Origin of the sequence: Terrabacter sp. NPDC080008, from assembly GCF_040702505.1 — a bacterium.
GTDB lineage: Bacteria > Actinomycetota > Actinomycetes > Actinomycetales > Dermatophilaceae > Terrabacter.
The window spans coordinates 44,155-65,864 of the sequence record NZ_JBFBLC010000002.1 but is presented as its reverse complement, the minus strand read 5'-3'; the positions used below and the strand labels follow the sequence as shown (position 1 = coordinate 65,864).

The following is a 21,710-nucleotide window of genomic DNA, read 5'->3' as shown; positions in this document are numbered from 1 at the left end:
CGGGCAGAGGAAGAGCCGCCCTTCGGGTTCATCCCGGGACGGCTCGTGGGCTGGGCGCGCGAGGCGCGTCGCGTCAGCGAGTTCGCAGCAGGGGATGCCGTTGCAGGGGGCGCCGATAGCAGTGCGTGCCGAGGAGGGCGTAGCGCTCATCGGCGAAGCACGCGATGCGCTTCGCTTCGAGGACGGTCCCCTCGGGCATGACTGGTCCTTCTCGGTCGGGCGATGTGGCTGTCGGGCGGCGAGACGGGTCGCGCGCAGGATCGATGATGGCAGCGCGGGCGCCCTCGCGCCCACGGGTTTTCCGCGCTCCTGCATCCCGCGCCCTGCCTGTGCGCGGTTGGGCCTTGGTCAGCCCACCTTGTGCAGCCAGCGGACGGCGACGCCGTCCCCGGCGTAGCGGAAGACCTCGAGCTCCTCGTCCCAGGGCACCCCGAGCAGCAGGTCGATCTCGTCCTGCAGGGCCTCGGTGTCACCGCGCGTCCGCAGGATCGCCTCGCGCAGCCGGTCCTCCTGCACGACGGCGTCGCCCGAGGCCGACGTCATGGCGTGGTGGATGCCGAGGCTGGGCGTGTAGGACCACCGCGCGCCGTCGCAGCCGGGCGACGGGTCCTCGGTCACCTCGAAACGCAGCCCGTCCCAGCCACGCAGGGCGCTGGCCAGGGAGGCGCCGGTGCCGGCGGGGCCGGACCAGGAAAGCTCGGTGCGCACCAGCCGGGGCGCGGCCGGCTGGGGGATCCAGTCGAGGGAGACCGGCTGGTCGAGGACGGCCTCGACGGCCCAGGTGATGTGCGGGCACAGCGCGGCCGGGGCCCCGTGTACGAACAGGACCCCACGTGTCGTGGTGCGCGGCATCGCCACAGACATCCGAACCTCCTGAAGTTGCAGGGACGTCTTCCCCAACGCCTGCTTGCTCAGGTGTTCCGGCGGTCTGCTCGGTGGTGCCGATCACGCGTGCTCGACGGCGAGCACCCGCTCATTGTGCACCATCAGGCACAGTCGCACCAGCAGTCCCACTGGTCGATATGCCAGTTTCGTGGCCCGGCGCCCTGCCGGCACCCTCGCGGCTGCGCTGGAGGGCGCCCAGCCCTCAGGACGTGGCGGGCACGCCCGGGAAGAGGTACACGTCGTCGCCGCGGAGCTCGACTCGGTGCGTCTGCACGGGCTTCGTGGCCGGGAGACACATCGGGCGCCCGTCGGCCAGGCAGAAGCGGGTCGCATGCAGCGGGCACTCCACCTCGCCGGCCTCGACCCATCCTTCAGCGAGCGAGGCGTCCTCGTGGGAGCACGTGTCGTCGAGGGCGTAGTAGGTGCCGTCGTCGTCGCGGAACAGGGAGATGGGTTCGGCCGTGCCGGTGAGATCGGTCTCGAGCACGAGCGCCTCACCGGGCTCCACGTCGCCGACCGCGGCCACCCGGATGCCGTCACCCATGCTGTTCTCCTCCTCGTGCCGGGTCTCGTGCCCGGCGGTGTCTGGTCCCCCGCGAGCCTAGAGGGTGGGCTCGATGCACTGCGGGCCACCCACACCGGGGCGCAGCCGTGGCCCGGCTAGACTCCGTGCCGACCTCGTCGCGCTCGCGACGGAGTCCGGGGCAGTAGCTCAGCCGGTCAGAGCAGCGGACTCATAATCCGTCGGTCCAGGGTTCAAGCCCCTGCTGCCCCACCACACGTTCGCGCAGTTCAGATGGCATCGCTGGCATCTGGTCGCCTCTCCTTCGGCCTCGGCAGGGTCGCGGGGCGCATCTGGGGCACAAGCCCGTGGGGGGCCAGGGCGGCCCACGGCGTCGAGGTCGTCACCGAAGAGACCGGCGTACACGTCGAGTGTCATCGCTGCTGATGCGTGCCCCAGCATCTGCCGCACCGCCTTCACGTTGGCGCCCGCGGCGATCGCCACCCTCGTATCGGCGAGGCGACCGATCGCACGGAGATCGTGATGTCGGTGGCTGAACTCGGGGGCGTCGGCGCGGAGGCAACCGATGCGTTGTTGTCCCACGCTCGTTTGCTGTCCGACAAAGAGCGAGGTGACGTCCTGATCTGCCGTGGATGGTGAGCCGATCGTGTGAATGTGGTGCAACCACCAGCCCGGTCTGGTGGTGCATCACCTCGCCTTCGGGCCCATGCGCGCACGGACCGCGAGACGGGCGCAGGCGATGACGACCAGCCCGCCCATCACCGTGGGCCAGGTCAGCTGCTCACGCAGGATCAGCGCCGCCCACAGGATGCTCAGGACCGGCTGCACCAGCTGCACTTGGCTGACCCGAGCCATCGGCCCGATGGCCAGCCCGTGGTACCAGGCGAAGAAGCCCACGTACATCGACACCACGCACAGGTAGGCAAACGCGAGCCACTGCACCGGCGTCCCGACCGGGGCCCCGTCCAGAACCGAGACCACGGTCAGGACGATCATCAGCGGTGCGGAGAGCACCAGCGCCCAGGACACCGTCTGCCAGGCGCCGAGCTCACGCGCGAGCAACCCGCCCTCGGCATACCCGACCGCGGCCGCGAGGACGGCCCCGAAGAGCAGCAGGTCCGAGCCGTGGAGCCCACCCAGCCCGCCGTCCTGCAGCGCCGCGAAGACGACGACGGCCCCGGCACCGAGCGCTGCGAACATCCAGAACGAGCGCGGCACCCGCTCCTTGCCGCGCATCACCGCCATCGCCGCGGTCGCCGCCGGCAGCAGCCCGATGACGACGGCCCCGTGTCCAGCCGGCGCGGTCTTGAGCGCGTACGACGTCAGCAGGGGGAAACCGGCGACCACCCCAGCGGCCACGATCGCCAGCCGAGCCCACTGCCGCCTGTTCGGCCGCACCTGCCGAGTCACGGCCAGAGCCACGGCGGCCAAGGCCGCAGCTACGACCGCGCGCCCCGCCCCGATGAACAGCGGCGACAACCCGTCATGAGCCGCGACCCGGGTGAACGGCACAGTGAAGGAGAAGGCCGTGATCCCGACAAGCCCCCACCTGAGACCGGACCTCGCCGGACGGTCCGATAGCGGTGCCGATTGCCGCGCGATAGCGCTACTCTGTGGCGTCATGGGCAACGATAGCGCAGGGCGGATCGAAAGCGCCTTGCGTTCGTGGGCCGGGACCGCGCCGCCCGGGGCGCGACTGCCCTCGACCCGTGCCCTGGTCGCGCAGTACGGCGCCAGCCCGGTCACCGTCCAGAAGGCACTTCGCAAACTGAGCGCGCTCGGGATCGTGGAGACCCGCCCCGGAGTCGGGACCTTCACCCGCTCGGTCCGGCCCGGGAGCCCGGCCGACTTCGGCTGGCAGACCGCTGCCCTGGGCACGCCGCGCACCCGGGCCGGGGCGTTGTCCTCGACCCAGCGCGCCTCGGTTCCCGACGCCATCCAGCTGCACTCCGGCTACCCGGCGCGGGAGCTGCTGCCCGAACGGCTGGTGCGGGCCGCCCTCATCCGTGCCGCCCGGACCGACGCCGCCCTGACCCGCACCCCCGCGAGCGGCCTGCCCGCGCTGCAGGCCTGGTTCGCCAGCCAGGTCGCCGCCGCCACCCCACCCGGGCTGGCACCGCCGTCCCCGCGCGAGGCCCTGATCATCGCCGGCAGCCAGAGCGGGCTCAGCTCCATCTTCCGCGCCCTGGTCGGCCCCGGCCAGCCGCTGGTCATCGAGTCACCCACCTACTGGGGCGCCATCCTCGCCGCCGAACAGGCCGGCGTCGTCCTCGTCCCGGTCCCCAGCGGCCCGGTCGGACCCGAGCCTGAGGAGGTCGAGCGTGCCTTCGCCCTCAGCGGCGCGCGTGCCTTCTACGCCCAGCCGAACTTCGCCAACCCGACCGGGGCACAGTGGTCCCGCGAGACGGGGCAGGCCGTCCTGGACATCGTCCGGGGGCGCAACGCCTTCCTCATCGAGGACGACTGGGCCCACGACCTGGGCATCGACACCGACCCCGCTCCGCTCATCGGACACGACCATGACGGGCACGTGATCTACCTCCGGTCGCTCACCAAGAGCGTGTCCCCCGCCATGCGCGTCGCTGCCGTCATCGCCCGCGGCCCGGCCCGCGACCGCATCCTGTCCGATCGCGCCGCTGAGTCCATGTATGTCAGCGGCCTGCTGCAGAGCGCCGCACTCGACGTGGTCACCCAGCCCGGCTGGACCACCCACCTGCGGGCCGTGCGCCAGCAGCTCAAGACCCGCCGCGACCTGCTTGCCGAAAGCCTGCGCGACGGGGCACCAGACGTGGACCTGCACCAGCTCCCGCCCGGTGGACTCAACCTCTGGGCACGGCTGCCGGACGGCACCGACGTGCACCACCTGGTGCGCGAGTGCGAGTCACGCGGCCTGATCATCGCTCCCGGGACCGAATGGTTCCCCGCCGAACCGTCAGGCCCCCACATCCGGCTGAACTACTCCTGCGAAGACCCCGCCCGTTTCCCCGACGTCGGGCGCATCCTCCATCAAGCCATGAGCCTCGCCCGCTGACCCAAGTAGTCACCACGTCCTGCCCTGCCCCCGAGGGTGACCCGCACCGCTGAGCGGACGATCGAACCGGACAGGGGGCTTCAGAGCTCGATGTGGCCCTCGAGGTAGAACACGCACGAGCCGTGCAGCTGCACCCGGTCCCCCTCGAGGCGGCAGGTCAGCTCCCCGCCGCGCCGCGACGCCTGGTACGCGAAGAAGGTGTCCTCGCCCGTCCGTGCCGCCCAGAACGGCACGAGCGCGCAGTGTGCTCCGCCGGTCACCGGGTCCTCGGGGATGCCCTTCGCGGGTGCGAAGTACCGGCTGACGAAGTCGTGTGTGCCATCGCCGGCGGCGGTGACCACGACCCCGGTCCGGTCCAGACGCGCGATCGCGGCGAGGTCGGGTTCGAGGGACCGGACGTCGTCGGCTGCGGCGAGCAGGGCGAGGTAGTTGTTCCCGTCCATCGCCGTCTCCACCGGTGTGACGCCGAGCGCGGCCGACAACGCCGGCGGCGGTGGCACGGCGCGCACCGTGCGAGCCGGTAGGTCCATCCGATACGCGGTGCCCTCGCGGGAGACCGTCAATGGCCCGCTGGCGGTGTCGAACACGACGCTGTCGCGGCCGGGCTCGAGGCGCTCGACGACCACCGCGCCCGCCGCCAGCGTCGCGTGCCCGCACAGTGGTACCTCCACCGCCGGTGTGAACCAGCGCAGCCGGTACCGGCCCTCGGACGGCACGACGAACGCCGTCTCGGCGAGGTTGTTCTCTGCGGCCACAGCCTGCAGCAGAGCGTCCTCGAGAAACCGGTCCAGCACCACGACGGCGGCCGGGTTGCCGCTGAAGCGGCGAGTCGTGAAGGCGTCGAGCTGAAAGATCGGGACCCGCATGGCCGCATCGTAGGAGACGGCGCCGTCCGCGCCTCAGGGGCGCCCGAAGGACGCGCGGCCGCCAGGGGGCGGGGGCGTGTCAGTCCGCGTCCTCGGACGGGTTCGGTGCGGCGCTCAGGTACTCGCGTTCGTCGACGACGACCTCCAGGCCCTGGTCCGGGAAGGCGGGCATGTGAGCGCGGCCGTGGTGCGCGCACCACAGCAGGTCCAGACCAGCCCTGTCGGTTGTCTTCAGCCACGCTTGGGCGTCGCAGCGGTCGCATCGGTCGGCAGCGGTCAGCTGTCGCAGCGTCGTGTCCGGGGCGGGCGGGAGGGTGGCGGCGCTCATGGCGCTCCTTTCGTCAGGAATGTCAGAGGTCTCACCGCGGAACCGTCAAGGGCGACACGTGCGAACGCGTGCCGCATCCCTGGTCCCAGCCAGGTGAGCCGTCGGGCAATCTCGGGGGCACTTTCGTGTGTCCTTTGCTGTCGCGGGGCCTCGGAACGACCAGGCGGTCGCTTGCAACAGGAGCAACAGCGCGACCGCTTGCGCTCTTCGAGCGTAGAAAGCAGTACCGGGACCGCACTACACCGAACCGGACGCATGCTTGTCAGATGGGGACACCCCCCTCGCAGGTCGGTTCGTGCAGCCGTTGGTTCGCGCCGACCCTAACCCCGGGAGACCTTGCGCCAGTCCCGGGCCGTCATGCCGAACCGGTGCTTGAACCATCGGCTGAACGCGGCGGGTGTGTCGAATCCGAGCAGGTAGGCGATCTCCGTGAGTGGCTGGCCACCGCTGCCGAGGTGGCGCTCGGCCATGGCGGCCCGCGCGTCGTCCACGATGGCGGTGAACGTGGTGCCCTCGGCGGCCAGGTGTCGCCGCAGGGTGCGAGGATCCATCTGCAGGGCCTTGGCGACGGCGGTGAGCGAGCAGTGCCCAGAGATCAGCAGCAGCTCGACCAGCTCGGTGACCCGCGTCGTAACGCTCGGCCCTCTGCGGGCGACGGCGGTTTCGAGGAACTGTCGTGCGTAGGGTCGTAGCAGCGGGTCCGAGAGCCGGTTCGGGTTGGCGAGATCGCGGGTGCGCAGGGTCAGGCCCGCGAAGGGCTGGTCGAAGTGCACGCCGGGGCCGAACGCGTGGAGGTAGGCGCTGACGTCCGCCGGAGCCGAATAGGGGAAGTGCGCGCCGAGGGGGCGCCACGCGTCGTCCGCGCCCGCCCGGATGACGCCGTTGAGTGCAGCAACGGCGAAGGTGGTGGCCTGCCCCAAGGGCGCCGGCACCCCTAGTTCGAGCCACAGCCGGACGGTGACGGTGCCCTCGCTCTCGTCCAGGTGCATGCGCAGGGCCTCGTTGTACGTGACCACGTGCTGCGTCAGGACCTGTAGGACATGTCGCAGGTCCGGCTCCTCGCGCACCGCGATGCTGATCGGTCCGAGAGTCGCCAGGCGCCGCCGGTCGCCGAGCAGCACCGCGAAGTCCGGCCGGCCCGAGAGCTTGGCGGACAGGTCCAGCAGCCGCACGGCGCGTTTGGCTGGCAGCCAGGACGTCGGATCCTGCAGGTCAGCCAGAGCCAGACCCACCTGCGCGAGCAAAGCCGGCCCGTCGAGGCCTAGGGCCCTGGCCAACTCCAGGTAGCCGTCGAGCGTCGCGGCGCGGATCAGCGGCTGCACCGGCCCACCCCGCGATGGGAGTGTCCCCATATGACAAGCATGCGTCCGGTTCCGTGTAGTGCGGTCCCGTCGAGCCTTCTACGCTCGAAGACGTTGCAATCGCATCGCTGGGTCACTCCCTGAACCCAGCGACGCTCGAAGAAACGTTGCAGCCGCGTCGCTGGGTCATCCCGTGAGCCCAGCAGGAGGCCCCCAGGTGCCCCCTCCCCTCTCGGGGGCCTCCCGCGGGTGCACGTCCGCATGCGCGGAAAGCCCATGAGGTCGCGCTGTTGCCTCTGTTGCCGGCGCCCGCTCGGTCGTTCGGCAGACCCTCGAAAGGAAAGGACGAGCATGAAAGCACTTCCCGAGATTGCCCGCGATGGATACCAGCGGCGTCTGTCCCGCCTCGCCGGCCTGGCCGCGCTCTCAGAGCCCCGGCACGGCGAGCCCACGGCCACGACCTTCAGCTGAGCAGGAGCGCTGCGCATGAACACCGTGCACGACATCGAGTCCTGCACCCGCCCCCACTGCCCGTGGGAAGCCGACGGACCCAACGCGAGAGCCCTCGCTGACACCCACCCGCACGACACCGCCACTCGCACACACCCCACCACCCGATGCGCCCACGAGGGCTGCACATGACTGGCAGGCCCTACACCAGCCCCGACGGCATCGAGGTGTGGTGGCCGCCCGCCGCACGCCAGCGCCGCGACCGCCCGCCGGAGGGAACCGCGGATCCCGCGGACCGAGACCGATCTGAGCAGCCGGCAGCTGCCGGCGAGCGGATCGAGCCATACAAAGAAGCTTTGGCGTGGCTACGATCCGAACTCGGAGGCCCGCCCGGGTTGTGGCAGGCCGCATATGCGATGGTCATGGCGGCCGCCGACGCCGAGCACGCCAGCCTTCGAGCCGACCGAGACGGCTGGAAGTGCCTCGCCTTCCAGTACGAGATGGCAGCCACGACCGCCCGGTCGCGCACCACGTTGTGGCCGGAGGCCACGCCCCCCTCGTCAGAGTCTGGCCGCCGCTGAAGGCTCGGCACAGGAGCCGTGGTCACCGATGCCCCATCGACGTGTGCTCGAACGGATCTCTCGGACATGCCGACCGCCTCACCCTGAACGACTCGTGATCCCGCCGGTCCAGGGTTCAACCCCCTGCTGCCCACTCATGCGTGCGCGCGCCACGGACCGCCGCGGACGAGGAACGGCCGGCGGGTGGGATCCCGCCGACCGTCCTGGGCCGAAGGTCCGTGCACGGCCCGGTCGGCATCCCGACGGCGTTGGGGGTGGACACGGGGCCGGGGGTGGGAGGTTGGGCCACGTGCGCGTCGACCGGAGTCGCACCGTCAGGAGGAGGCGTGACGACCCTTCTCCCGAGAAGGGGCCGTGACGGATCCAGTGACTAGTCTGCACCCCGGCGGCTCCAGAGCGGCGCGAAACGTACACATCCGGCTAATCCGATCTGCACGCCTCGCGCAGTCTCGGCCGCTTTGCGCGCTTTGCCCGAAATGGGCATGAAGATGGGTCCTGCCGACTCCCCCGGCAGGACCCATCTGCGTACTCCCCCACCCGGCCCGGTCCCCCGACCGGTCCCCCCTGCCGTGCTGGCCCGACCACGCCCCCCGGCTCCGGTCGGCCTCCTCCCCAGCGATCCTCACTCTGCCCCGGGCAGTGCAAGAGCGGGGTGGTCGAGTCGGAGGGGTTTGTGCAAGTTTCCCGCAAGGGAAGGGTCGGCACACGCCGTGACAGGCCGGGCAGGTGCCTCATCTGTCACAGGCGTCACTGATCTCGTACCTTTTTCCGGGAAGCACCCCTGCGCGGGGGGCCCGCCCATATGGTGAAAGAGACCGGTCGAACCAGCTCGCGCAGCCGCGTGCAGAGCGGGCGCGAGAGATCGTCCGGTCGCGGCGGAGCGGTCTGCCGCACAAGGTCCGATGGTGACGTTTCGCCTCGAGGGGGTGGCCCGCAGGTGCGTACAGCCGATCAGCGACGTGGTCCGCTCGTTCTGAACATCAGGATGAGCGGCCGTCTCGTTCCGTTCGCAGCAGCGCTGCTGCTCTTCGCCCTGCTGCCCTTTCTCGGTGGCAGCGCCGCCACACCACCGACGGCCACCGTCGTCCTGGCCGCCGGCACGCCGGCTGCCGTGCAGGACGCGGTCCAGGCGGTCGGTCAGGCACGTGACCAGCTGGCGGTGATGGACAGCGACGGGGGCACCGCTCCCGCCGGGGACGCCCTCTCCTCCGCGATGGGCGGCGGCCTCTTCCTCTTCCCTGCCATCAGCCTCTCGCCAGTCACCGCAGACGCGCTGGTGGCGCCACTGACCGGTATGCCGTTCTTCATCCACCCCGTGCCGGGCCCCGAGACCTCGCCCTTCGGGCCGAGGATCCACCCGCTCCTGGGGCGGCCGATGTTCCACACCGGCATCGACCTCGCCGCCGCGTGCGGCACCCCGGTCCACGCAGCAGCCGACGGCACCGTCATCTACGCTCGCGTGTCGCCCTCTTGGGGCCTGCGCACGATCATCCAGCACAGCCCGACGGTCAAGACCGCCTACGGCCACCAGTCGACGTTCTTCGTCACGGAGGGCCAGAAGGTCAAGCAGGGCCAGGTCATCGGACTCAGTGGGACGACCGGCTGGTCCACGGGCTGCCACCTGCACTTCGACGTCATCGTCAACGACCGCTACGTCGACCCCGCGCCCTACCTCGGCTTCCCGCCATCGGACTCGGCCTCCGTGCCGTTCAACGCCGTCCCCGGCGTCGTGATCGCACCGGGCACCGTCGTCGCGACGACCGTCGAGGACGGCGACGTGCCACTCTCCGCGGCGAGCGAAGCACCCGCTGCACCAGCAGCGGCCGCGCCGGTGACCGACGAGCCCGACTCCTCGAGCCCGCCGGCCGGAGCCAAGCCCCCGGCTGCCTCCAAGCCGCCGGCCACGCGCCCCACCGTCTCCGCAACCGCGCCGCACCCGACGCCGGGCACGCCCACGCCCAGCACGACGACACCGGGCACGACGACACCGAGCACGACACCGAGCACGACGACGACCGCGCCGACGACGAGCCCCACCACGAGCCAGCCGGCGACGCCGAACCCGCCGACGAGCACGACAGCACCGACGACTCCACCGGCCACCACGCCGGCGACGACGACTCCGCCGGCCACGACGACTCCGCCGACCACGACCCCGGCGAGCCCGACCCCCACCCAGACGGCCACGCTCACGGCGACCGCCACGAAGGTGCTCCAGACCGCCTCGCAGGTGGCCACCGCCACCGCCACCCCGTCCGGGACGTGCTCGCCGACGGACCCGAGCCCGAGCAGCGCGCCGACCCAGTCGTCCGGGCCCACCTGCACCGACCCGAACGCCTCAGCGACCACGACGCCCGGCAGCGGCCGTTGAGCGTCGGCGACATCGCCTGACCGTCAGGCCCCCGTGGACACCCACGGGGGCCTGACGGCATACGGCAGCGGACGCGTACGCCGGCGGGCGCGCCTCACGATTGGGGCACGGTCGGCCCCAGGGGTGCTCGATTCCGGGCGAAACCGATAGGTTGCGCGAATGGACGACGTGAAGCCAGACGCCGGTACGCAGACCGACCGGCCGCAGACGCCCCGTGAACCCATGGTCGTCATCGACGGCGTCAACAAGCACTTCGGCGACCTGCACGTGCTGCGCGACATCAACCTCACGGTGGGCCGGGGTGAGGTCGTCGTCGTCCTCGGGCCCTCCGGCTCGGGGAAGTCGACGCTGTGCCGGGCGATCAACCGGCTCGAGACCATCGAGTCCGGCACGATCTCGATCGACGGCAAGGCGCTGCCCGAGGAGGGCAAGCCGCTCGCCGACCTGCGCGCCGATGTGGGCATGGTGTTCCAGTCCTTCAACCTCTTCGCGCACAAGACGATCCGCGAGAACGTCACCCTCGGGCCGATCAAGGTCCGCAAGAAGTCCAAGGCCGACGCCGACCGCCAGGCGGGCGAGCTGCTCAAGCGGGTCGGCGTCGAGGCGCAGGCCGACAAGTATCCCGCCCAGCTCTCCGGTGGGCAGCAGCAGCGCGTGGCGATCGCTCGCTCGCTCGCCATGGGACCCAAGGTGATGCTCTTCGACGAGCCGACCTCGGCGCTCGACCCCGAGATGGTCAACGAGGTGCTCGACGTCATGGTGGAGCTGGCCCGCGAGGGCATGACGATGATCGTCGTCACCCACGAGATGGGCTTCGCCCGCAAGGCCGCCGACCGGGTCGTCTTCATGGCCGACGGCCAGATCGTCGAGGTCGGCACCCCGCAGGAGTTCTTCACCAACCCCCGCAGTGAGCGCGCCAAGGACTTCCTCGGCAAGATCCTCACCCACTGAACCACCGGGCCGGAGCAACCCACGGCCACCTCGTGGCCACCACGGCCACCCCACTGAGCCACCCACAGACCGGCAGGGAGCGGCGCGCACCACCGCGCGCACGCCGGAGATCACCCAGGAGGAACCCACATGAAGGCACGACGACTCGGAGCCGTCGCCGTCGCTGCGACGCTCGCCCTGACGATGGCCGCGTGCGGCTCGGACAAGGGCGGGGACAGCGCATCCGGCGGAGGCAAGGGCCTCAAGATCGGCATCAAGTTCGACCAGCCCGGCCTCGGGCTGAAGAAGGGCAGCGACTTCACCGGCATGGACGTCGACGTCGCCAAGTACGTCGCGAAGTCGCTCGGCACCAGCGAGGGCGACATCACCTGGGTGCAGGCCCCCAGCGCCCAGCGCGAGACGCTCCTGTCGACCGGCCAGGTCGACATGGTCGTCGCGACCTACTCCATCACCGACAAGCGCAAGGAGAAGGTCAGCTTCGCCGGCCCGTACTTCATCGCCGGCCAGGACCTGCTCGTGCGCAGCAACGACAGCTCGATCACCGGCCCCGACAGCCTGGCCGGCAAGAAGCTCTGCTCGGTCACCGGCTCGACCTCGGCGCAGAACGTCCAGAAGAAGGTCCCGGGCGTCAACCTGCAGGAGTTCGGCACCTACTCGGAGTGCGTGACGGCGCTGGCCTCGGGCACGATCGACGCGCTGACCACGGACGACACGATCCTCGCCGGCTACGCCGCGCAGGACCAGTACAAGGGCAAGCTCAAGGTCGTCGGCCAGCCGTTCTCGACGGAGAAGTACGGCATCGGCATCAAGAAGGGTGACACCGCCCTGTGCCAGAAGGTCACCGACGCCATCAAGAAGATGGTCTCGGACGGCTCCTGGCAGAAGGCGGTCGACAACAACCTCGGCCCCGCCGGCTACAAGCCCGGCGCCGGCAACCCGCCCACTCCGGACGCCTGTTCCTGACCCACGGTTCGGGGCGGGGGCCGTCCACACGGACGGCCCCCGTACCCGGGCACAGCACGAGAGGTGACCCTTGGGCTACATCCTCAGCAACTACGGCATCCTCGGCGCCTTCTGGGGGACCATCCAGCTGTCGGTCCTGTCGGCGATCGGCGCCCTGGTCATCGGCACCGTCGTGGCGGTCCTGCGCATCTCCCCGGTGCGGGTCCTGCGGCTGATCGGCACGAGCTACGTCAACATCTTCCGCAACACCCCGCTGACCCTGCTCATGGTGTTCAGCGTGCTCGGGCTGACCTTCGTCCTGGGCCTCACCCTCTCGCAGGACCTGTCCCGCAACGCCTACCTCTGGGCCGTCATCGCGCTCTCGGTCTACCACGCCGCCTTCGTGTGCGAGGCGCTGCGCAGCGGCGTCAACACCGTGCCCGCCGGCCAGGCCGAGGCGGCGCGGTCGATCGGCCTGACCTTCTCCCAGACCCTGCGTGAGGTGCTGCTGCCGCAGGCCTTCCGCGGGGCCATCGCCCCGCTCGGCTCGACCCTCATCGCCCTGATCAAGAACACCACGGTCGCCGCAGTCATCCTCGGCACCCGGGAGTCCGCGGGCCTGCTCGCCAAGATCACCGAGAACGAGGGCGCCAGCCTGCCGACCTTCTTCATCTTCGCCCTCGGCTTCGTGATCCTCACGCTGCCGATCGGGCTGTTGACCACCCACCTCTCCCAGCGTCTGGCGGTGAAGCGATGAGCTCGCAGATCGTCCTGTTCGACGCGCCCGGCCCCAAGGCCCGGCGACGTCACGCCATCCTGACCGGCGTCGGCATCGTCATCGCCGCGTTGGTCGTGTGGCTGGTCGTCCGCAAGATGGGTGAGGCCAGCCAGCTCGAGGGCTACATGTGGTCCCCCTTCGTCACGGACCCCGACGTCTGGACCCAGTACCTCCTGCCCGGCCTGTGGGGCACCCTCAAGGCCGCTGCCCTGTCGGTCGTGTTCGCCGGCCTCTTCGGCCTGGTCTTCGGCATGGCGCGGCTCTCGAGGAACCGTTGGGTCAAGGTCCCTGCGGGCGTGATCGTCGAGTTCTTCCGGTCGGTGCCCGTGCTGATCATGATGGTCTTCCTCTACTTCGGCTACTTCGCCACGAGCGACGTCGTGTCGGCCGACACCGCGCCGCTCGCCTCCGTGGTGGTCGCCCTGACGCTCTACAACGGCTCGGTCATCGCCGAGCTGGTGCGCTCCGGCGTCTTCGGCCTGCCGAAGGGGCAGAGTGAGGCCGGCCTGTCGATCGGCCTCACCGCGGGACAGGTGCTGCGCTCGATCCAGCTGCCGCAGGCGCTCACCGCGATGCTGCCCGCGCTGGTGGGCCAGCTGGTCGTCGTCCTCAAGGACAGCGCCCTCGGCTACGTCATCACCTACCCGGAGCTGCTCAATGCCGCCAAGACCCTGGGCTCGGCGTACGCCAACACCGTCCCGGCCTACCTGGTGGCGGCGGTCATCTTCATCGTCATCAACTACCTGCTGACCAAGCTGGCGGCCGCCGTGGAGCGACGGCTCAAGCGCCGGGGCGGCGGCTCCCCCGCAGCCGGTCTCGCTGCCGAGACGGGCGACCCGGAGGCCGGTGCCGGGCTGCCCGGCTCTCTCGCGACGCGCGACGTCTGACGGCGTCGGGCGCCGCCCTGCGACTCCCGCAGGTGCGGCGCCCGACGGACGAGAAGGGCCCCGACACCAGTGGTGTCGGGGCCCTTCTCGTCGGTGCTCCCCCGATTGGACTCGAACCAATAACCTGCCGGTTAACAGCCGGCTGCTCTGCCAATTGAGCTACAGGGGAATGCTGCTCGGAAACCATAGCAAAGGCAGTGCCTCGACACTAAATCGGGGGTCGGGCCCGACGGCAGCCCTCTCCGGCGCCGTGCAGCCGCCCTCGAGAGGGCTCCGCCACGCGGCCCAGGAGCGGTCAGAGACCGACCTCGGAGCGCAGCCGAGCGAGCCGTTGCGCCGCCTCACGAGCGATGTCGGGATCGCCGAGATCCGCTCCTCGACCGGCGATCGTCTGCTCGACGAGGCCTCCCGAGGCGAGGTCCTGGCGGATGACGACGCGGACCTTGCGGCGCCCGGCGGTGCGGAACTCGTCGGCCAGCACGACGCTGGCCTGCAGGCGCTCCCGGAGCGTCTGCTGCAGCAGCGAGGGCTCGGTGAGGCGCCAGCGCGAGGGCGGCCCGCCGTCGACCCACGTGAGGGTCAGCAGGGACGACTCGCCCTGCCACGTCGCGGCCTCGGCCTCGTGCCACGGCCGTCGCCAGGCGAGGATGCCGTCAGCCCCCACGAGCACGATGTGGTGCGTCGTCGCCACGGCGTGCCCACCGGTGCCCTCGTCCTGGGCCCAGGCCAGCACCTGCTCCCCGCTGTCGAGGGGCACGGCGGAGCGCACCTGCGCCGGAAGTGCCGGCCGTCGTCGGCGGTCGAAGAGTGCCATCAGCCCATTCCTGCCTTGATCGCGGCGAGCTCGCGCTGCAGCTCCTGCAGCTGGACGCCGAGCTCGCGCGTACGTTCCGGAGACGGAATCTCCGCGTGGTCGAGGCGCCGCATCTCGCTCATCGCGTCGGCGATCCGCCGGGTGAGCGCGATGGTGCGCACCCGGTCGAAGAGCTCGCCGACGTAGCGGGCCGTCGGCAGCCCCGTGTTGGGGTCCATCCGGGTGGGCAGCGTGTCGACGGCCAGCTCGCTGACGAGTCCCGCGACCGGCGACGGGGCCGCCTCGGTGACGGCCGCCAACCAGGCCCGGGTGTTGCCCATGTCGCCGTCGTGGTGGGCGATCCGGATGCCGTCGAAGACGGCCCGGTGCGCCGGCGCCGAGAAGGACTCGGGGGTCAGCAGGTCGATGGCCCCGGGCTTGAAGACGGTGGGGAACTGGAGCAGCACCTGCAGCAGCTGGCGCTCGGCCAGCACGACCGGGTCACGTCGGTCGGGCACCGGGAAGGCGCCACCCTCCGGCGCGCCGTCAGGCTCGCCGTGTGCTTCCGGGGCACCGGCCCCGCGCGGTGCGCCCCGCCGGTCTGCTCCCCCCTGGCCGCCGCGGGTGTCGTCGTCGACCTTGAGCTTGCCGGCCCGCGACACCTCGCCGGCCACCTGCTCGACGTCGAGGCCGAGCATGCCCGCGACCTCGCGGGTGTACTCCGGCTGCAGCGACCGGTCGCGGATCGAGGCGACGATGGGCGCCACCGCGCGCACCGCCTGGATGCGGCCCTCGGCGGTGGCGAGGTCGAAGCGCTTGATCGTCGTGCGTGCTGCGAACTCGAACATCGGGACGGCGTCCTCGATGAGCGCCTGCACCGCCGGGTCTCCCCCGGACTGCCGGAGCTCGCACGGGTCCTTGCCGGACTTCTCCACGGCCACGAAGGACTGCGAGGTCCACTTCTCGTCGTCGGCGAAGGCGCGCATGGCGGCCTTCTGGCCGGCGGCGTCGCCGTCGAAGGTGAAGATCACCTTGGCCGGCGCCAGCCCTGCCTCGTCGCGCATGAGCCGGCGAAGCGTCTTGATGTGGTCGGCGCCGAACGCCGTGCCGCACGTCGCGACCGCGGTGTCGACGCCGGCGAGGTGGCACGCCATGACGTCGGTGTAGCCCTCGACGACGACGGCCTGGCGCCCCTGCGAGATCTTCTTCTTCGCCAGGTCGAGCCCGTAGAGGACGGTCGACTTCTTGTAGATGGGGGTCTCGGACGTGTTGAGGTACTTTGCCTCGATGCGGTCGTCGTCGAAGAGGCGGCGCGCCCCGAAGCCGACGGTGTCGCCGGTGATGTCGCGGATCGGCCACACGAGCCGACCGCGGAAGCGGTCGTAGAGCCCGCGGTTTCCTCGACCGGCCAGTCCCCCGGTGACGATCTCGTCGTCGGTGAAGCCCTTGCCGCGCAGGTGGCGCACGAGGTCCTCGCCGCCGCGGGGGGCGAAGCCGATCCCGAACTGCCGCACGTGCTCGCTGTTGAAGTCGCGGGCCCGCAGGAAGTCCCGGCCCTGCCGGGCGGCCTGGCTGCCGAGAAGCAGCTCGGTGTAGAACTCCTCGGCCACGCGGTGCGCCTCGATGAGCCGGCTGCGCCGGCCCAGGCCCTCCTCGCGCGGTCGGTCGCCGTTCTCGTAGCGCAGCTCCATGCCGAGCTTCTGGGCCAGCCGCTCGACGGCCTCCGAGAAGCTGAGGTGGTCGACCTTCTGCACGAAGGAGATGACGTCGCCGCCCTCCTGGCAGCCGAAGCAGTGCCAGGCGCCCACGGCCGGGCGGATGTTGAACGACGGGGTCTTCTCGTCGTGGAACGGGCACAGGCCCTTGAGCGACCCGGGGCCGGCGGAGCGAAGCGTGACGTGCTCGCGCACGACGTCCTCCAGGGACGACCGCGCCTTGACCGCCGCGATGTCCTCGCTGTTGATCAGCCCCGCCATCTGCCTCCTGTCGCTGCCCGTGATCCTAGTTCGTCCGGGTAGGGACCCTCGTCACCGGCACCACCGGCTGTGGAGAGCCAGGGCGCGCACGTCGGTCAGCGACGCCACCTGGTCGACGACCACGCGCAGCCGCTCCCCGTCGTCGGCGGCTGCGGCATGGTCGGCGCGGAAGGCCACGTCGAGGCGCTCCCCGGGCGCGGCGGCATACGCCTCCACGAGGTCGCGCACGACGTCACGCTGCGTCGACATCACCGCCAGCCGCTCGTCGGTGGTCATGACGAAGTGGTTCGCCACGGCCTTGAGGACCGAGCACTCGGCACGGGTGTCGTCGGGCACGACGAGGTCGGCTTCGTAGCGGCACAGTGGACCGGGACCGTGGCGCTCACGGGTGGCAACCTCCACGGCGAGCACGAAGCGTCCGATGAGCCGGCTGGTCAGGTCCTTGAGGCGCGCGAGGTCGCTGCGCGAGCCGTCGTATGCCGTGGGCACCGCGCCGAGGTTCAGCAGGCGTTCCAGCGCGGCACCGAGCACGTCGCTGCCGAGGTCGGGCGCGTAGGCGCGGCCCGCGATGGCGACGACGTCGGCGAGGTCTCCCGAGCGAAGGACGCCCGGGTCGACCCATCCGGAAGCGATGGCGTCCTCGACGTCGTGCACGGAGTAGGCGACGTCATCGGACCAGTCCATGACCTGCGCCTCGAGGCAACGCGCGCCGGGGCTCGCGCCGTCCCGGATCCACTGGAACACCGACACATCCGAGTCATAGACGCCGAACTTCACTGTCGCAGAGGGACCCTCACCCCGCCGCCACGGGTACTTGGTCGCCGCGTCGAGAGACGCACGCGTCAGGTTGAGACCCGCCGATCTCCCGTCGGCGTGGAAGCGCTTCGCCTCCAGCCGGGTGAGCAGGCGCAGGGTCTGGGCGTTGCCCTCGAATCCGCCGATGCCCGAAGCGATCTCGTCGAGAACCGTCTCGCCGTTGTGACCGAAGGGCGGGTGGCCGAGGTCGTGGGAGAGGCAGGCGGTGTCGACGACGTCGGCGTCGCATCCCAGTGCCGCACCGAACTCGCGGCCGATCTGCGCGACCTCCAGGGAGTGGGTCAGCCGGTTGCGCACGAAGTCGTCGTGGCCGGGCGCGAGGACCTGCGTCTTGGCGGCGAGCCGGCGCAGCGACGATGAGTGCACGACCCGGGCGCGGTCGCGGGCGAAGTCGTCGCGGTCGGCCCGCTTCTGGGCAGGGTCCTCGGCGACCCACCGCTCACGGTCCCGACTCTCGTAGCCCACGCGCCCGACTCTAAGGGGTGCAAACCCCATGGCGGCTGCGCCGCCGCGGGGGCAGACTGGCAGCGTGGGGCCGGCCCACGGCCCCGGAGCGGGCAGGAGCTCGTCATGGCCGACAAGTCACCACGGTCGCACATGTCCCAGAAGGGCAAGTCGATCAAGGAGAAGCGCGCGGAGAAGCACGCCAAGGCCGAGAAGGCCTCGCACACGGAGATCATCCCGCCGCGCGGCCGGCGCTGAGCCGCGCTTCGGGACGCTCGGTCCACGACGCCGGTCAGCGCACCGCACCGGCGGTAGTCAGCCGAGCTCGCCGCGGACCCGGCGCACCCAGGCGGGCTCGGTGCCGTAGCGCTGCATCTTGATCAGCCGTCCGTGCGCGCAGTCGTCGACGAGCTCGGCCATCCGCCTGTCCCGCGTGGCTTCCTGCTTGGCGGTGACCACCCAGTTGGTCGCGACCTTGCGGTACGACGGCGTCGCGGCGTCCCAGAACCTCGACGCCCGGGGGTTGGCCCGCAGCAGCGCCTCGTAGGCGTCCGGCCACGTGCGCTCCCGGTTCTCGTACGCGTACACGCCCGACCGGTCCGCACGTCGCCGAGCGAACGCCGCCAGCCCTGCGGGGTGCATGCGCCCGGCGGCGGTCAGCTCGGCGACGGCCTGGATGTTGACGGTGCTCCAGTTGCTGCCGGCCTTGCGCGGCGTCCACCGCTGGCGCACCGCGTCCTCGTCGATGCGCTGCGCCACCGAGTCGATCCACCCGAAGCACAGTGCCTCACGCACGGCCTCGGCCCACTGCAGCCCGGGCGACTCGACGTGCTTCTTGTGCAGGCCCATCCACAGCTCGGTCGCCGTGTCGTGGTTGGCCTCGAGCCACGCGCGGAAGTCCTCCGCGTCGTCGAAGAAGACGGCGGGACGCTCCTCGGTGCCACCCTCGCGCATGAGCCGATCCTGCCACCGGCCACCGACACCGGCTCCCCACATCCGGACGGTCGCTGGGAGGATGACGGATTGTGACCGACCGCATCCTGCTCGCCGCCCGGAACAACGCCCTCTGGTGCGACGCCGTCGCCCGGTCCCACGGAGTGACGACGTCGCTGGACGAGGCTGCCTGGACCGCCGCGACCCGCACCCCGCCCTACTACCCCGACGCCGTGACGCTCTCGCCCGACGTCGGCGAGTACGACGTGCTCGCGCGCATCGACGACTCCGACGGGTGCTCGGTCAAGGACTCGTGGTCACGGCTCGACCTGAGCCTCGAGGACTTCGCCCGCCTCGTCGTCGGCGAGTGGGTCTGGCTCGACCCCGCCGTCGACGTGCGCCCTGCATCGAGCGGCTCGGCACGCACCTGGCGGACCGTGACCACGGGTGACGAGATGGCCGCGTGGGTGCGGGCGTGGGCGAGCGACCCCGACGCGGAGGCCATCCTGCGGCCCTCGCTCCTCGAGGAGCCCGGCGTCCACGTCCTCGCGGCGCGTGCCTCCACCGACCCGTCCGCGCCCGTCATCGCCGGCGCGATCGTCAACGTCACCGGGGAGGTCGCCGGTCTCGGCAACGTCTTCGCACTCGACGGCGACGTGCCGTCGGCATGGCGGGAAGCCGCAGCGACCGCGCGCGAGGCCGCACCCGGCATACCGCTCGTCGGCTGGGAGGCCGGGGACTCGGTCGACGCAGCCGTCGCCGCGGGGTGTGAGCGGCTGGGGTCGCTCACCGTCTGGCTGAAGTGATCCTCAGCCGCCGCTGACCGACAGCTCGGCCTCGGCGATGGTGCGCCGGTGCTCCTCGGAGAGCTCGCGTGACTCCAGCCAGCGGTCCGGCAGGGCCACGTTGCGCGGCGAGCCGGCGCGCCCGCGCTGCCCCTCGGCTGCCTCACCGGGCCAGGGGGCGTCTGGGTCGAGCGTGGCGAGCAGCGTCTCGAGCGAAGCCATCGAGTCGACGAGAGCGAGGGAGTTGCGGATGGTCGAGCCGGCCGGGAAGCCCTTGAGGTACCAGGCGATGTGCTTGCGGATGTCGCGGCAGCCGCGTCCCTCGTCGCCGTAGAAGTCGCAGAGGTATGCCGCGTGCTTCCGCAGCGTGTCCGCGACCTCCCCGAGGGTCGGAGTCACCCGCGCCGACGTGCCGGCGAAGGCCGCCGCGAGGTCGGTGAAAAGCCACGGCCGGCCGAGGCAGCCGCGCCCGACGACCACGCCGTCGCAGCCGGTCTCCTCGACCATGCGCAGGGCGTCCTCGGCCGACCAGATGTCGCCGTTGCCGAGGACCGGGATGCTCGTGACGGTCTCCTTGAGCATCCGGATGGCACTCCAGTCGGCGGTGCCGGAGTACGACTGGGCGGCCGTGCGCCCGTGCAACGCGACCGCCGCGACGCCCTCCGCCTCGGCGGCCAGGCCGGCGTCGAGGAAGGTCAGGTGGTCGTCGTCGATGCCCTTGCGCATCTTGACCGTGACGGGGATGTCGCGCCGGCCGCCCTCCTCGACGACGGCGCCGACGATGGAGCGGAAGAGCTCCTTCTTCCACGGCAGGGCCGAGCCGCCGCCCTTGCGGGTGACCTTGGGGACGGGGCAGCCGAAGTTGAGGTCGATGTGGTCGGCGCGGTCCTCCTGCACGAGGATGCGCGCGGCAGCGCGGGCCGTCGCCGGGTCGACGCTGTAGAGCTGGATCGAGCGCGGGTTCTCGTCGGGGTCGTGCTCGATGAGGCGCATCGTCTCGGAGCTGCGCTCGACGAGCGCGCGAGTCGTGATCATCTCGCTGACGTAGAGGCTCGTCGCGCCACTGGCGCCACCGCTCGACGCGAGCGCGCTGCCCTCGTTGCCGTACTCGCGGCACAGGCGCCGGAAGGCGCGGTTGGTGATGCCCGCCATGGGCGCGAGCACGACAGGCGACTCGATGACGTGGCGGCCGATGCGCAGCGGGGGCAGCACGGCGCCCGTCGTCGCGGCGGCTGGGCCGCCGAGATCTGCGGAGGGGGCCTCACCGGCCTGCGTCGGGGCTGTCATCACGTCGGTCATCGCCCGATTCTCCCCGATCAGGGGCGTGGCGCCGAATCGACGACCTGACGGGTGAAGCGCAGGAGCGCCTCGGCGAACGCCTCCGGCTGGTCGAGGTTGGACACGTGGCTCGCCCGGCGGATGACCTCCTCACGCGCCGTCGGGCACGCCCGGAGGTAGGCGCGCACGCCGACCCGGAACTGGTCGAACTGTCCGTTGAGCAGCAGGACCGGGCAGCGCACGCGCTCGAGCATCGCCGGTCGGCAGTGGGTCATGACTTCGCGCCAGGCGTCGGCGGTGGGGGCGAAGTAGTAGCCCCCGGCGATGACCGGCTCGATGCGCTCGGGCGGGTAGAGCCGGCGCAGGATGCGGTCGTTGAGCCGCGTCATGCGTTCGGGCCCGAGCCGGTCGGTCAGCGCGGCGACGCCCCGGTAGACGGCCGCCCCCGGACCGGTCGGGGTGGCGCTCGCTCCCGCCAGGACGAGCCCGTCGAGCGCGTCGGGCTGGGCGGCGGCATACGCCATCGCGGCGTAGCCGCCGAGCGAGTGCCCGACCAGGACGACCGGGGCGCCCGACGGGACGGCGCGGACCGCCTCGTCGATGACCTCGACGCACCGCACGAGGGTGAAGTCCTCGCCGGCGCGCACCCCGTGGCCGGGCAGGTCGACGAGCGTCAGGTCGACGTGGTCCTGCAGCAGCGCGACCTGCGGGGCCCACTGGCTGCTCGCCAGGCGCGACCCGTGCACGAGGACCAGGTGAGCACGCACACCGCGAGGATGCCACGATGGCGC

20 protein-coding genes, 2 tRNA genes and 1 pseudogene are annotated in these 21,710 nt (G+C 71.4%); 9 read left to right on the top strand and 14 right to left on the bottom strand.

The window, feature by feature from the left end; genetic code table 11:
• Positions 1 to 348 precede the first annotated feature (348 nt).
• Together AB0316_RS06160 and AB0316_RS06155 are read right to left on the bottom strand one after the other, a co-directional pair.
• Positions 349 to 864, bottom strand: a complete 516-nt coding sequence (locus AB0316_RS06160; protein ID WP_366271425.1) for a DUF3145 domain-containing protein — start codon at positions 862 to 864, stop codon at positions 349 to 351.
• A gap of 223 nt (positions 865 to 1,087) precedes the next feature.
• The gene (locus AB0316_RS06155; RefSeq protein ID WP_366271424.1) at positions 1,088 to 1,429 is read right to left on the bottom strand and encodes a non-heme iron oxygenase ferredoxin subunit; all 342 of its coding nucleotides are present in this window, start codon (positions 1,427 to 1,429) and stop codon (positions 1,088 to 1,090) included.
• 157 nt (positions 1,430 to 1,586) lie between these two features.
• On the opposite strand from AB0316_RS06155, the gene AB0316_RS06150 reads away from it, so the two are divergent.
• Positions 1,587 to 1,663, top strand: a tRNA-Ile gene (locus AB0316_RS06150).
• A 111-nt stretch (positions 1,664 to 1,774) separates the two neighbouring features.
• Here AB0316_RS06150 and AB0316_RS06145 read toward each other — a convergent pair.
• Both AB0316_RS06145 and AB0316_RS06140 read right to left on the bottom strand, forming a co-directional pair.
• Positions 1,775 to 1,891 (bottom strand): annotated as a pseudogene (locus AB0316_RS06145) (site-specific integrase); the annotation flags it as partial.
• 204 nt (positions 1,892 to 2,095) lie between these two features.
• Positions 2,096 to 3,031: a DMT family transporter gene (locus AB0316_RS06140; protein WP_366271422.1), complete on the bottom strand. Its 936-nt coding sequence runs from the start codon at positions 3,029 to 3,031 to the stop codon at positions 2,096 to 2,098.
• Between AB0316_RS06140 and AB0316_RS06135 the strand changes: the two genes are divergently transcribed.
• Positions 3,030 to 4,439, top strand: a complete 1,410-nt coding sequence (locus AB0316_RS06135) for a PLP-dependent aminotransferase family protein (protein ID WP_366271420.1) — start codon at positions 3,030 to 3,032, stop codon at positions 4,437 to 4,439. The two genes, AB0316_RS06140 and AB0316_RS06135, sit on opposite strands and share 2 nt — an antisense overlap.
• An 80-nt stretch (positions 4,440 to 4,519) precedes the next feature.
• Here the strand turns inward: AB0316_RS06135 and AB0316_RS06130 are convergent, their stop codons facing one another.
• The 3 genes from AB0316_RS06130 to AB0316_RS06120 all read right to left on the bottom strand — a co-directional run bounded on the left by AB0316_RS06130 (position 4,520) and on the right by AB0316_RS06120 (position 6,985).
• Positions 4,520 to 5,305, bottom strand: coding sequence for a PhzF family phenazine biosynthesis protein (locus AB0316_RS06130; RefSeq protein WP_366271418.1), 786 nt, complete (start codon positions 5,303 to 5,305; stop codon positions 4,520 to 4,522).
• 79 nt (positions 5,306 to 5,384) lie between these two features.
• The gene (locus tag AB0316_RS06125; protein WP_366271417.1) at positions 5,385 to 5,633 is read right to left on the bottom strand and encodes a hypothetical protein; all 249 of its coding nucleotides are present in this window, start codon (positions 5,631 to 5,633) and stop codon (positions 5,385 to 5,387) included.
• A gap of 320 nt (positions 5,634 to 5,953) precedes the next feature.
• Positions 5,954 to 6,985 (bottom strand): AraC family transcriptional regulator, encoded by a 1,032-nt coding sequence (locus tag AB0316_RS06120; RefSeq protein WP_366271415.1) that lies wholly within the window; start codon positions 6,983 to 6,985, stop codon positions 5,954 to 5,956.
• Positions 6,986 to 8,950: 1,965 nt separating this feature from the next.
• On the opposite strand from AB0316_RS06120, the gene AB0316_RS06115 reads away from it, so the two are divergent.
• The 5 genes from AB0316_RS06115 (at position 8,951) to AB0316_RS06095 (ending at position 13,894) form a co-directional block, all read left to right on the top strand.
• Positions 8,951 to 10,336, top strand: a complete 1,386-nt coding sequence (locus AB0316_RS06115) for a M23 family metallopeptidase (protein WP_366271412.1) — start codon at positions 8,951 to 8,953, stop codon at positions 10,334 to 10,336.
• Positions 10,337 to 10,558: 222 nt separating this feature from the next.
• A complete protein-coding gene (locus AB0316_RS06110) occupies positions 10,559 to 11,287 on the top strand; it encodes an amino acid ABC transporter ATP-binding protein (protein WP_366272799.1) in 729 nt (242 codons plus the stop codon).
• A 129-nt stretch (positions 11,288 to 11,416) separates the two neighbouring features.
• A complete protein-coding gene (locus AB0316_RS06105; protein WP_366271410.1) occupies positions 11,417 to 12,250 on the top strand; it encodes a glutamate ABC transporter substrate-binding protein in 834 nt (277 codons plus the stop codon).
• Positions 12,251 to 12,320: 70 nt separating this feature from the next.
• Complete coding sequence (locus AB0316_RS06100; protein ID WP_366271409.1) at positions 12,321 to 12,986, top strand: amino acid ABC transporter permease; 666 nt, start codon at positions 12,321 to 12,323, stop codon at positions 12,984 to 12,986.
• The gene (locus tag AB0316_RS06095) at positions 12,983 to 13,894 is read left to right on the top strand and encodes an amino acid ABC transporter permease (RefSeq protein WP_366271407.1); all 912 of its coding nucleotides are present in this window, start codon (positions 12,983 to 12,985) and stop codon (positions 13,892 to 13,894) included. The genes AB0316_RS06100 and AB0316_RS06095 overlap by 4 nt, the downstream gene beginning before the upstream one ends.
• Positions 13,895 to 13,990: 96 nt before the next feature.
• Here AB0316_RS06095 and AB0316_RS06090 read toward each other — a convergent pair.
• The 4 genes from AB0316_RS06090 to AB0316_RS06075 all read right to left on the bottom strand — a co-directional run bounded on the left by AB0316_RS06090 (position 13,991) and on the right by AB0316_RS06075 (position 17,944).
• Positions 13,991 to 14,063, bottom strand: a tRNA-Asn gene (locus AB0316_RS06090).
• 126 nt (positions 14,064 to 14,189) lie between these two features.
• Positions 14,190 to 14,708: a hypothetical protein gene (locus AB0316_RS06085; protein WP_366271405.1), complete on the bottom strand. Its 519-nt coding sequence runs from the start codon at positions 14,706 to 14,708 to the stop codon at positions 14,190 to 14,192.
• Positions 14,708 to 16,663 (bottom strand): DNA primase, encoded by a 1,956-nt coding sequence (gene dnaG / locus AB0316_RS06080; protein ID WP_366271403.1) that lies wholly within the window; start codon positions 16,661 to 16,663, stop codon positions 14,708 to 14,710. The genes AB0316_RS06085 and dnaG overlap by 1 nt, the downstream gene beginning before the upstream one ends.
• Positions 16,664 to 16,714: 51 nt before the next feature.
• Positions 16,715 to 17,944 (bottom strand): deoxyguanosinetriphosphate triphosphohydrolase, encoded by a 1,230-nt coding sequence (locus AB0316_RS06075; RefSeq protein ID WP_366271402.1) that lies wholly within the window; start codon positions 17,942 to 17,944, stop codon positions 16,715 to 16,717.
• 105 nt (positions 17,945 to 18,049) lie between these two features.
• On the opposite strand from AB0316_RS06075, the gene AB0316_RS06070 reads away from it, so the two are divergent.
• A complete protein-coding gene (locus AB0316_RS06070; RefSeq protein ID WP_366271401.1) occupies positions 18,050 to 18,181 on the top strand; it encodes a hypothetical protein in 132 nt (43 codons plus the stop codon).
• 57 nt (positions 18,182 to 18,238) lie between these two features.
• On the opposite strand, the gene AB0316_RS06065 is transcribed toward AB0316_RS06070, so the two are convergent.
• Complete coding sequence (locus tag AB0316_RS06065) at positions 18,239 to 18,877, bottom strand: YdeI/OmpD-associated family protein (RefSeq protein WP_366271399.1); 639 nt, start codon at positions 18,875 to 18,877, stop codon at positions 18,239 to 18,241.
• Positions 18,878 to 18,948: 71 nt separating this feature from the next.
• Here AB0316_RS06065 and AB0316_RS06060 point away from each other — a divergent pair, with 71 nt between their 5' ends.
• Positions 18,949 to 19,662, top strand: coding sequence for a hypothetical protein (locus AB0316_RS06060; RefSeq protein WP_366271398.1), 714 nt, complete (start codon positions 18,949 to 18,951; stop codon positions 19,660 to 19,662).
• Positions 19,663 to 19,665: 3 nt separating this feature from the next.
• On the opposite strand, the gene dusB is transcribed toward AB0316_RS06060, so the two are convergent.
• Entirely contained in the window at positions 19,666 to 20,940 is a 1,275-nt protein-coding gene (gene dusB / locus AB0316_RS06055) for a tRNA dihydrouridine synthase DusB (RefSeq protein WP_366271396.1), read from the bottom strand.
• Positions 20,941 to 20,957: 17 nt separating this feature from the next.
• On the bottom strand, positions 20,958 to 21,686 hold the full coding sequence (locus AB0316_RS06050; protein ID WP_366271394.1) for an alpha/beta hydrolase: 729 nt from the start codon (positions 21,684 to 21,686) through the stop codon (positions 20,958 to 20,960).
• Positions 21,687 to 21,710 lie beyond the last annotated feature (24 nt).

Coding starts and splice junctions, on each gene's coding strand:
- AB0316_RS06160 (WP_366271425.1), bottom strand. CDS start 864: ATGTCTGTGGCGATGCCGCGCACCACGACACGTGGGGTCCTGTTCGTA.
- AB0316_RS06155 (WP_366271424.1), bottom strand. CDS start 1,429: ATGGGTGACGGCATCCGGGTGGCCGCGGTCGGCGACGTGGAGCCCGGT.
- AB0316_RS06135 (WP_366271420.1), top strand. CDS start 3,030: ATGGGCAACGATAGCGCAGGGCGGATCGAAAGCGCCTTGCGTTCGTGG.
- AB0316_RS06140 (WP_366271422.1), bottom strand. CDS start 3,031: ATGACGCCACAGAGTAGCGCTATCGCGCGGCAATCGGCACCGCTATCG.
- AB0316_RS06130 (WP_366271418.1), bottom strand. CDS start 5,305: ATGCGGGTCCCGATCTTTCAGCTCGACGCCTTCACGACTCGCCGCTTC.
- AB0316_RS06125 (WP_366271417.1), bottom strand. CDS start 5,633: ATGAGCGCCGCCACCCTCCCGCCCGCCCCGGACACGACGCTGCGACAG.
- AB0316_RS06120 (WP_366271415.1), bottom strand. CDS start 6,985: ATGGGGACACTCCCATCGCGGGGTGGGCCGGTGCAGCCGCTGATCCGC.
- AB0316_RS06115 (WP_366271412.1), top strand. CDS start 8,951: ATGAGCGGCCGTCTCGTTCCGTTCGCAGCAGCGCTGCTGCTCTTCGCC.
- AB0316_RS06110 (WP_366272799.1), top strand. CDS start 10,559: ATGGTCGTCATCGACGGCGTCAACAAGCACTTCGGCGACCTGCACGTG.
- AB0316_RS06105 (WP_366271410.1), top strand. CDS start 11,417: ATGAAGGCACGACGACTCGGAGCCGTCGCCGTCGCTGCGACGCTCGCC.
- AB0316_RS06095 (WP_366271407.1), top strand. CDS start 12,983: ATGAGCTCGCAGATCGTCCTGTTCGACGCGCCCGGCCCCAAGGCCCGG.
- AB0316_RS06085 (WP_366271405.1), bottom strand. CDS start 14,708: ATGGCACTCTTCGACCGCCGACGACGGCCGGCACTTCCGGCGCAGGTG.
- dnaG (WP_366271403.1), bottom strand. CDS start 16,663: ATGGCGGGGCTGATCAACAGCGAGGACATCGCGGCGGTCAAGGCGCGG.
- AB0316_RS06070 (WP_366271401.1), top strand. CDS start 18,050: ATGGCCGACAAGTCACCACGGTCGCACATGTCCCAGAAGGGCAAGTCG.
- AB0316_RS06065 (WP_366271399.1), bottom strand. CDS start 18,877: ATGCGCGAGGGTGGCACCGAGGAGCGTCCCGCCGTCTTCTTCGACGAC.
- dusB (WP_366271396.1), bottom strand. CDS start 20,940: ATGACCGACGTGATGACAGCCCCGACGCAGGCCGGTGAGGCCCCCTCC.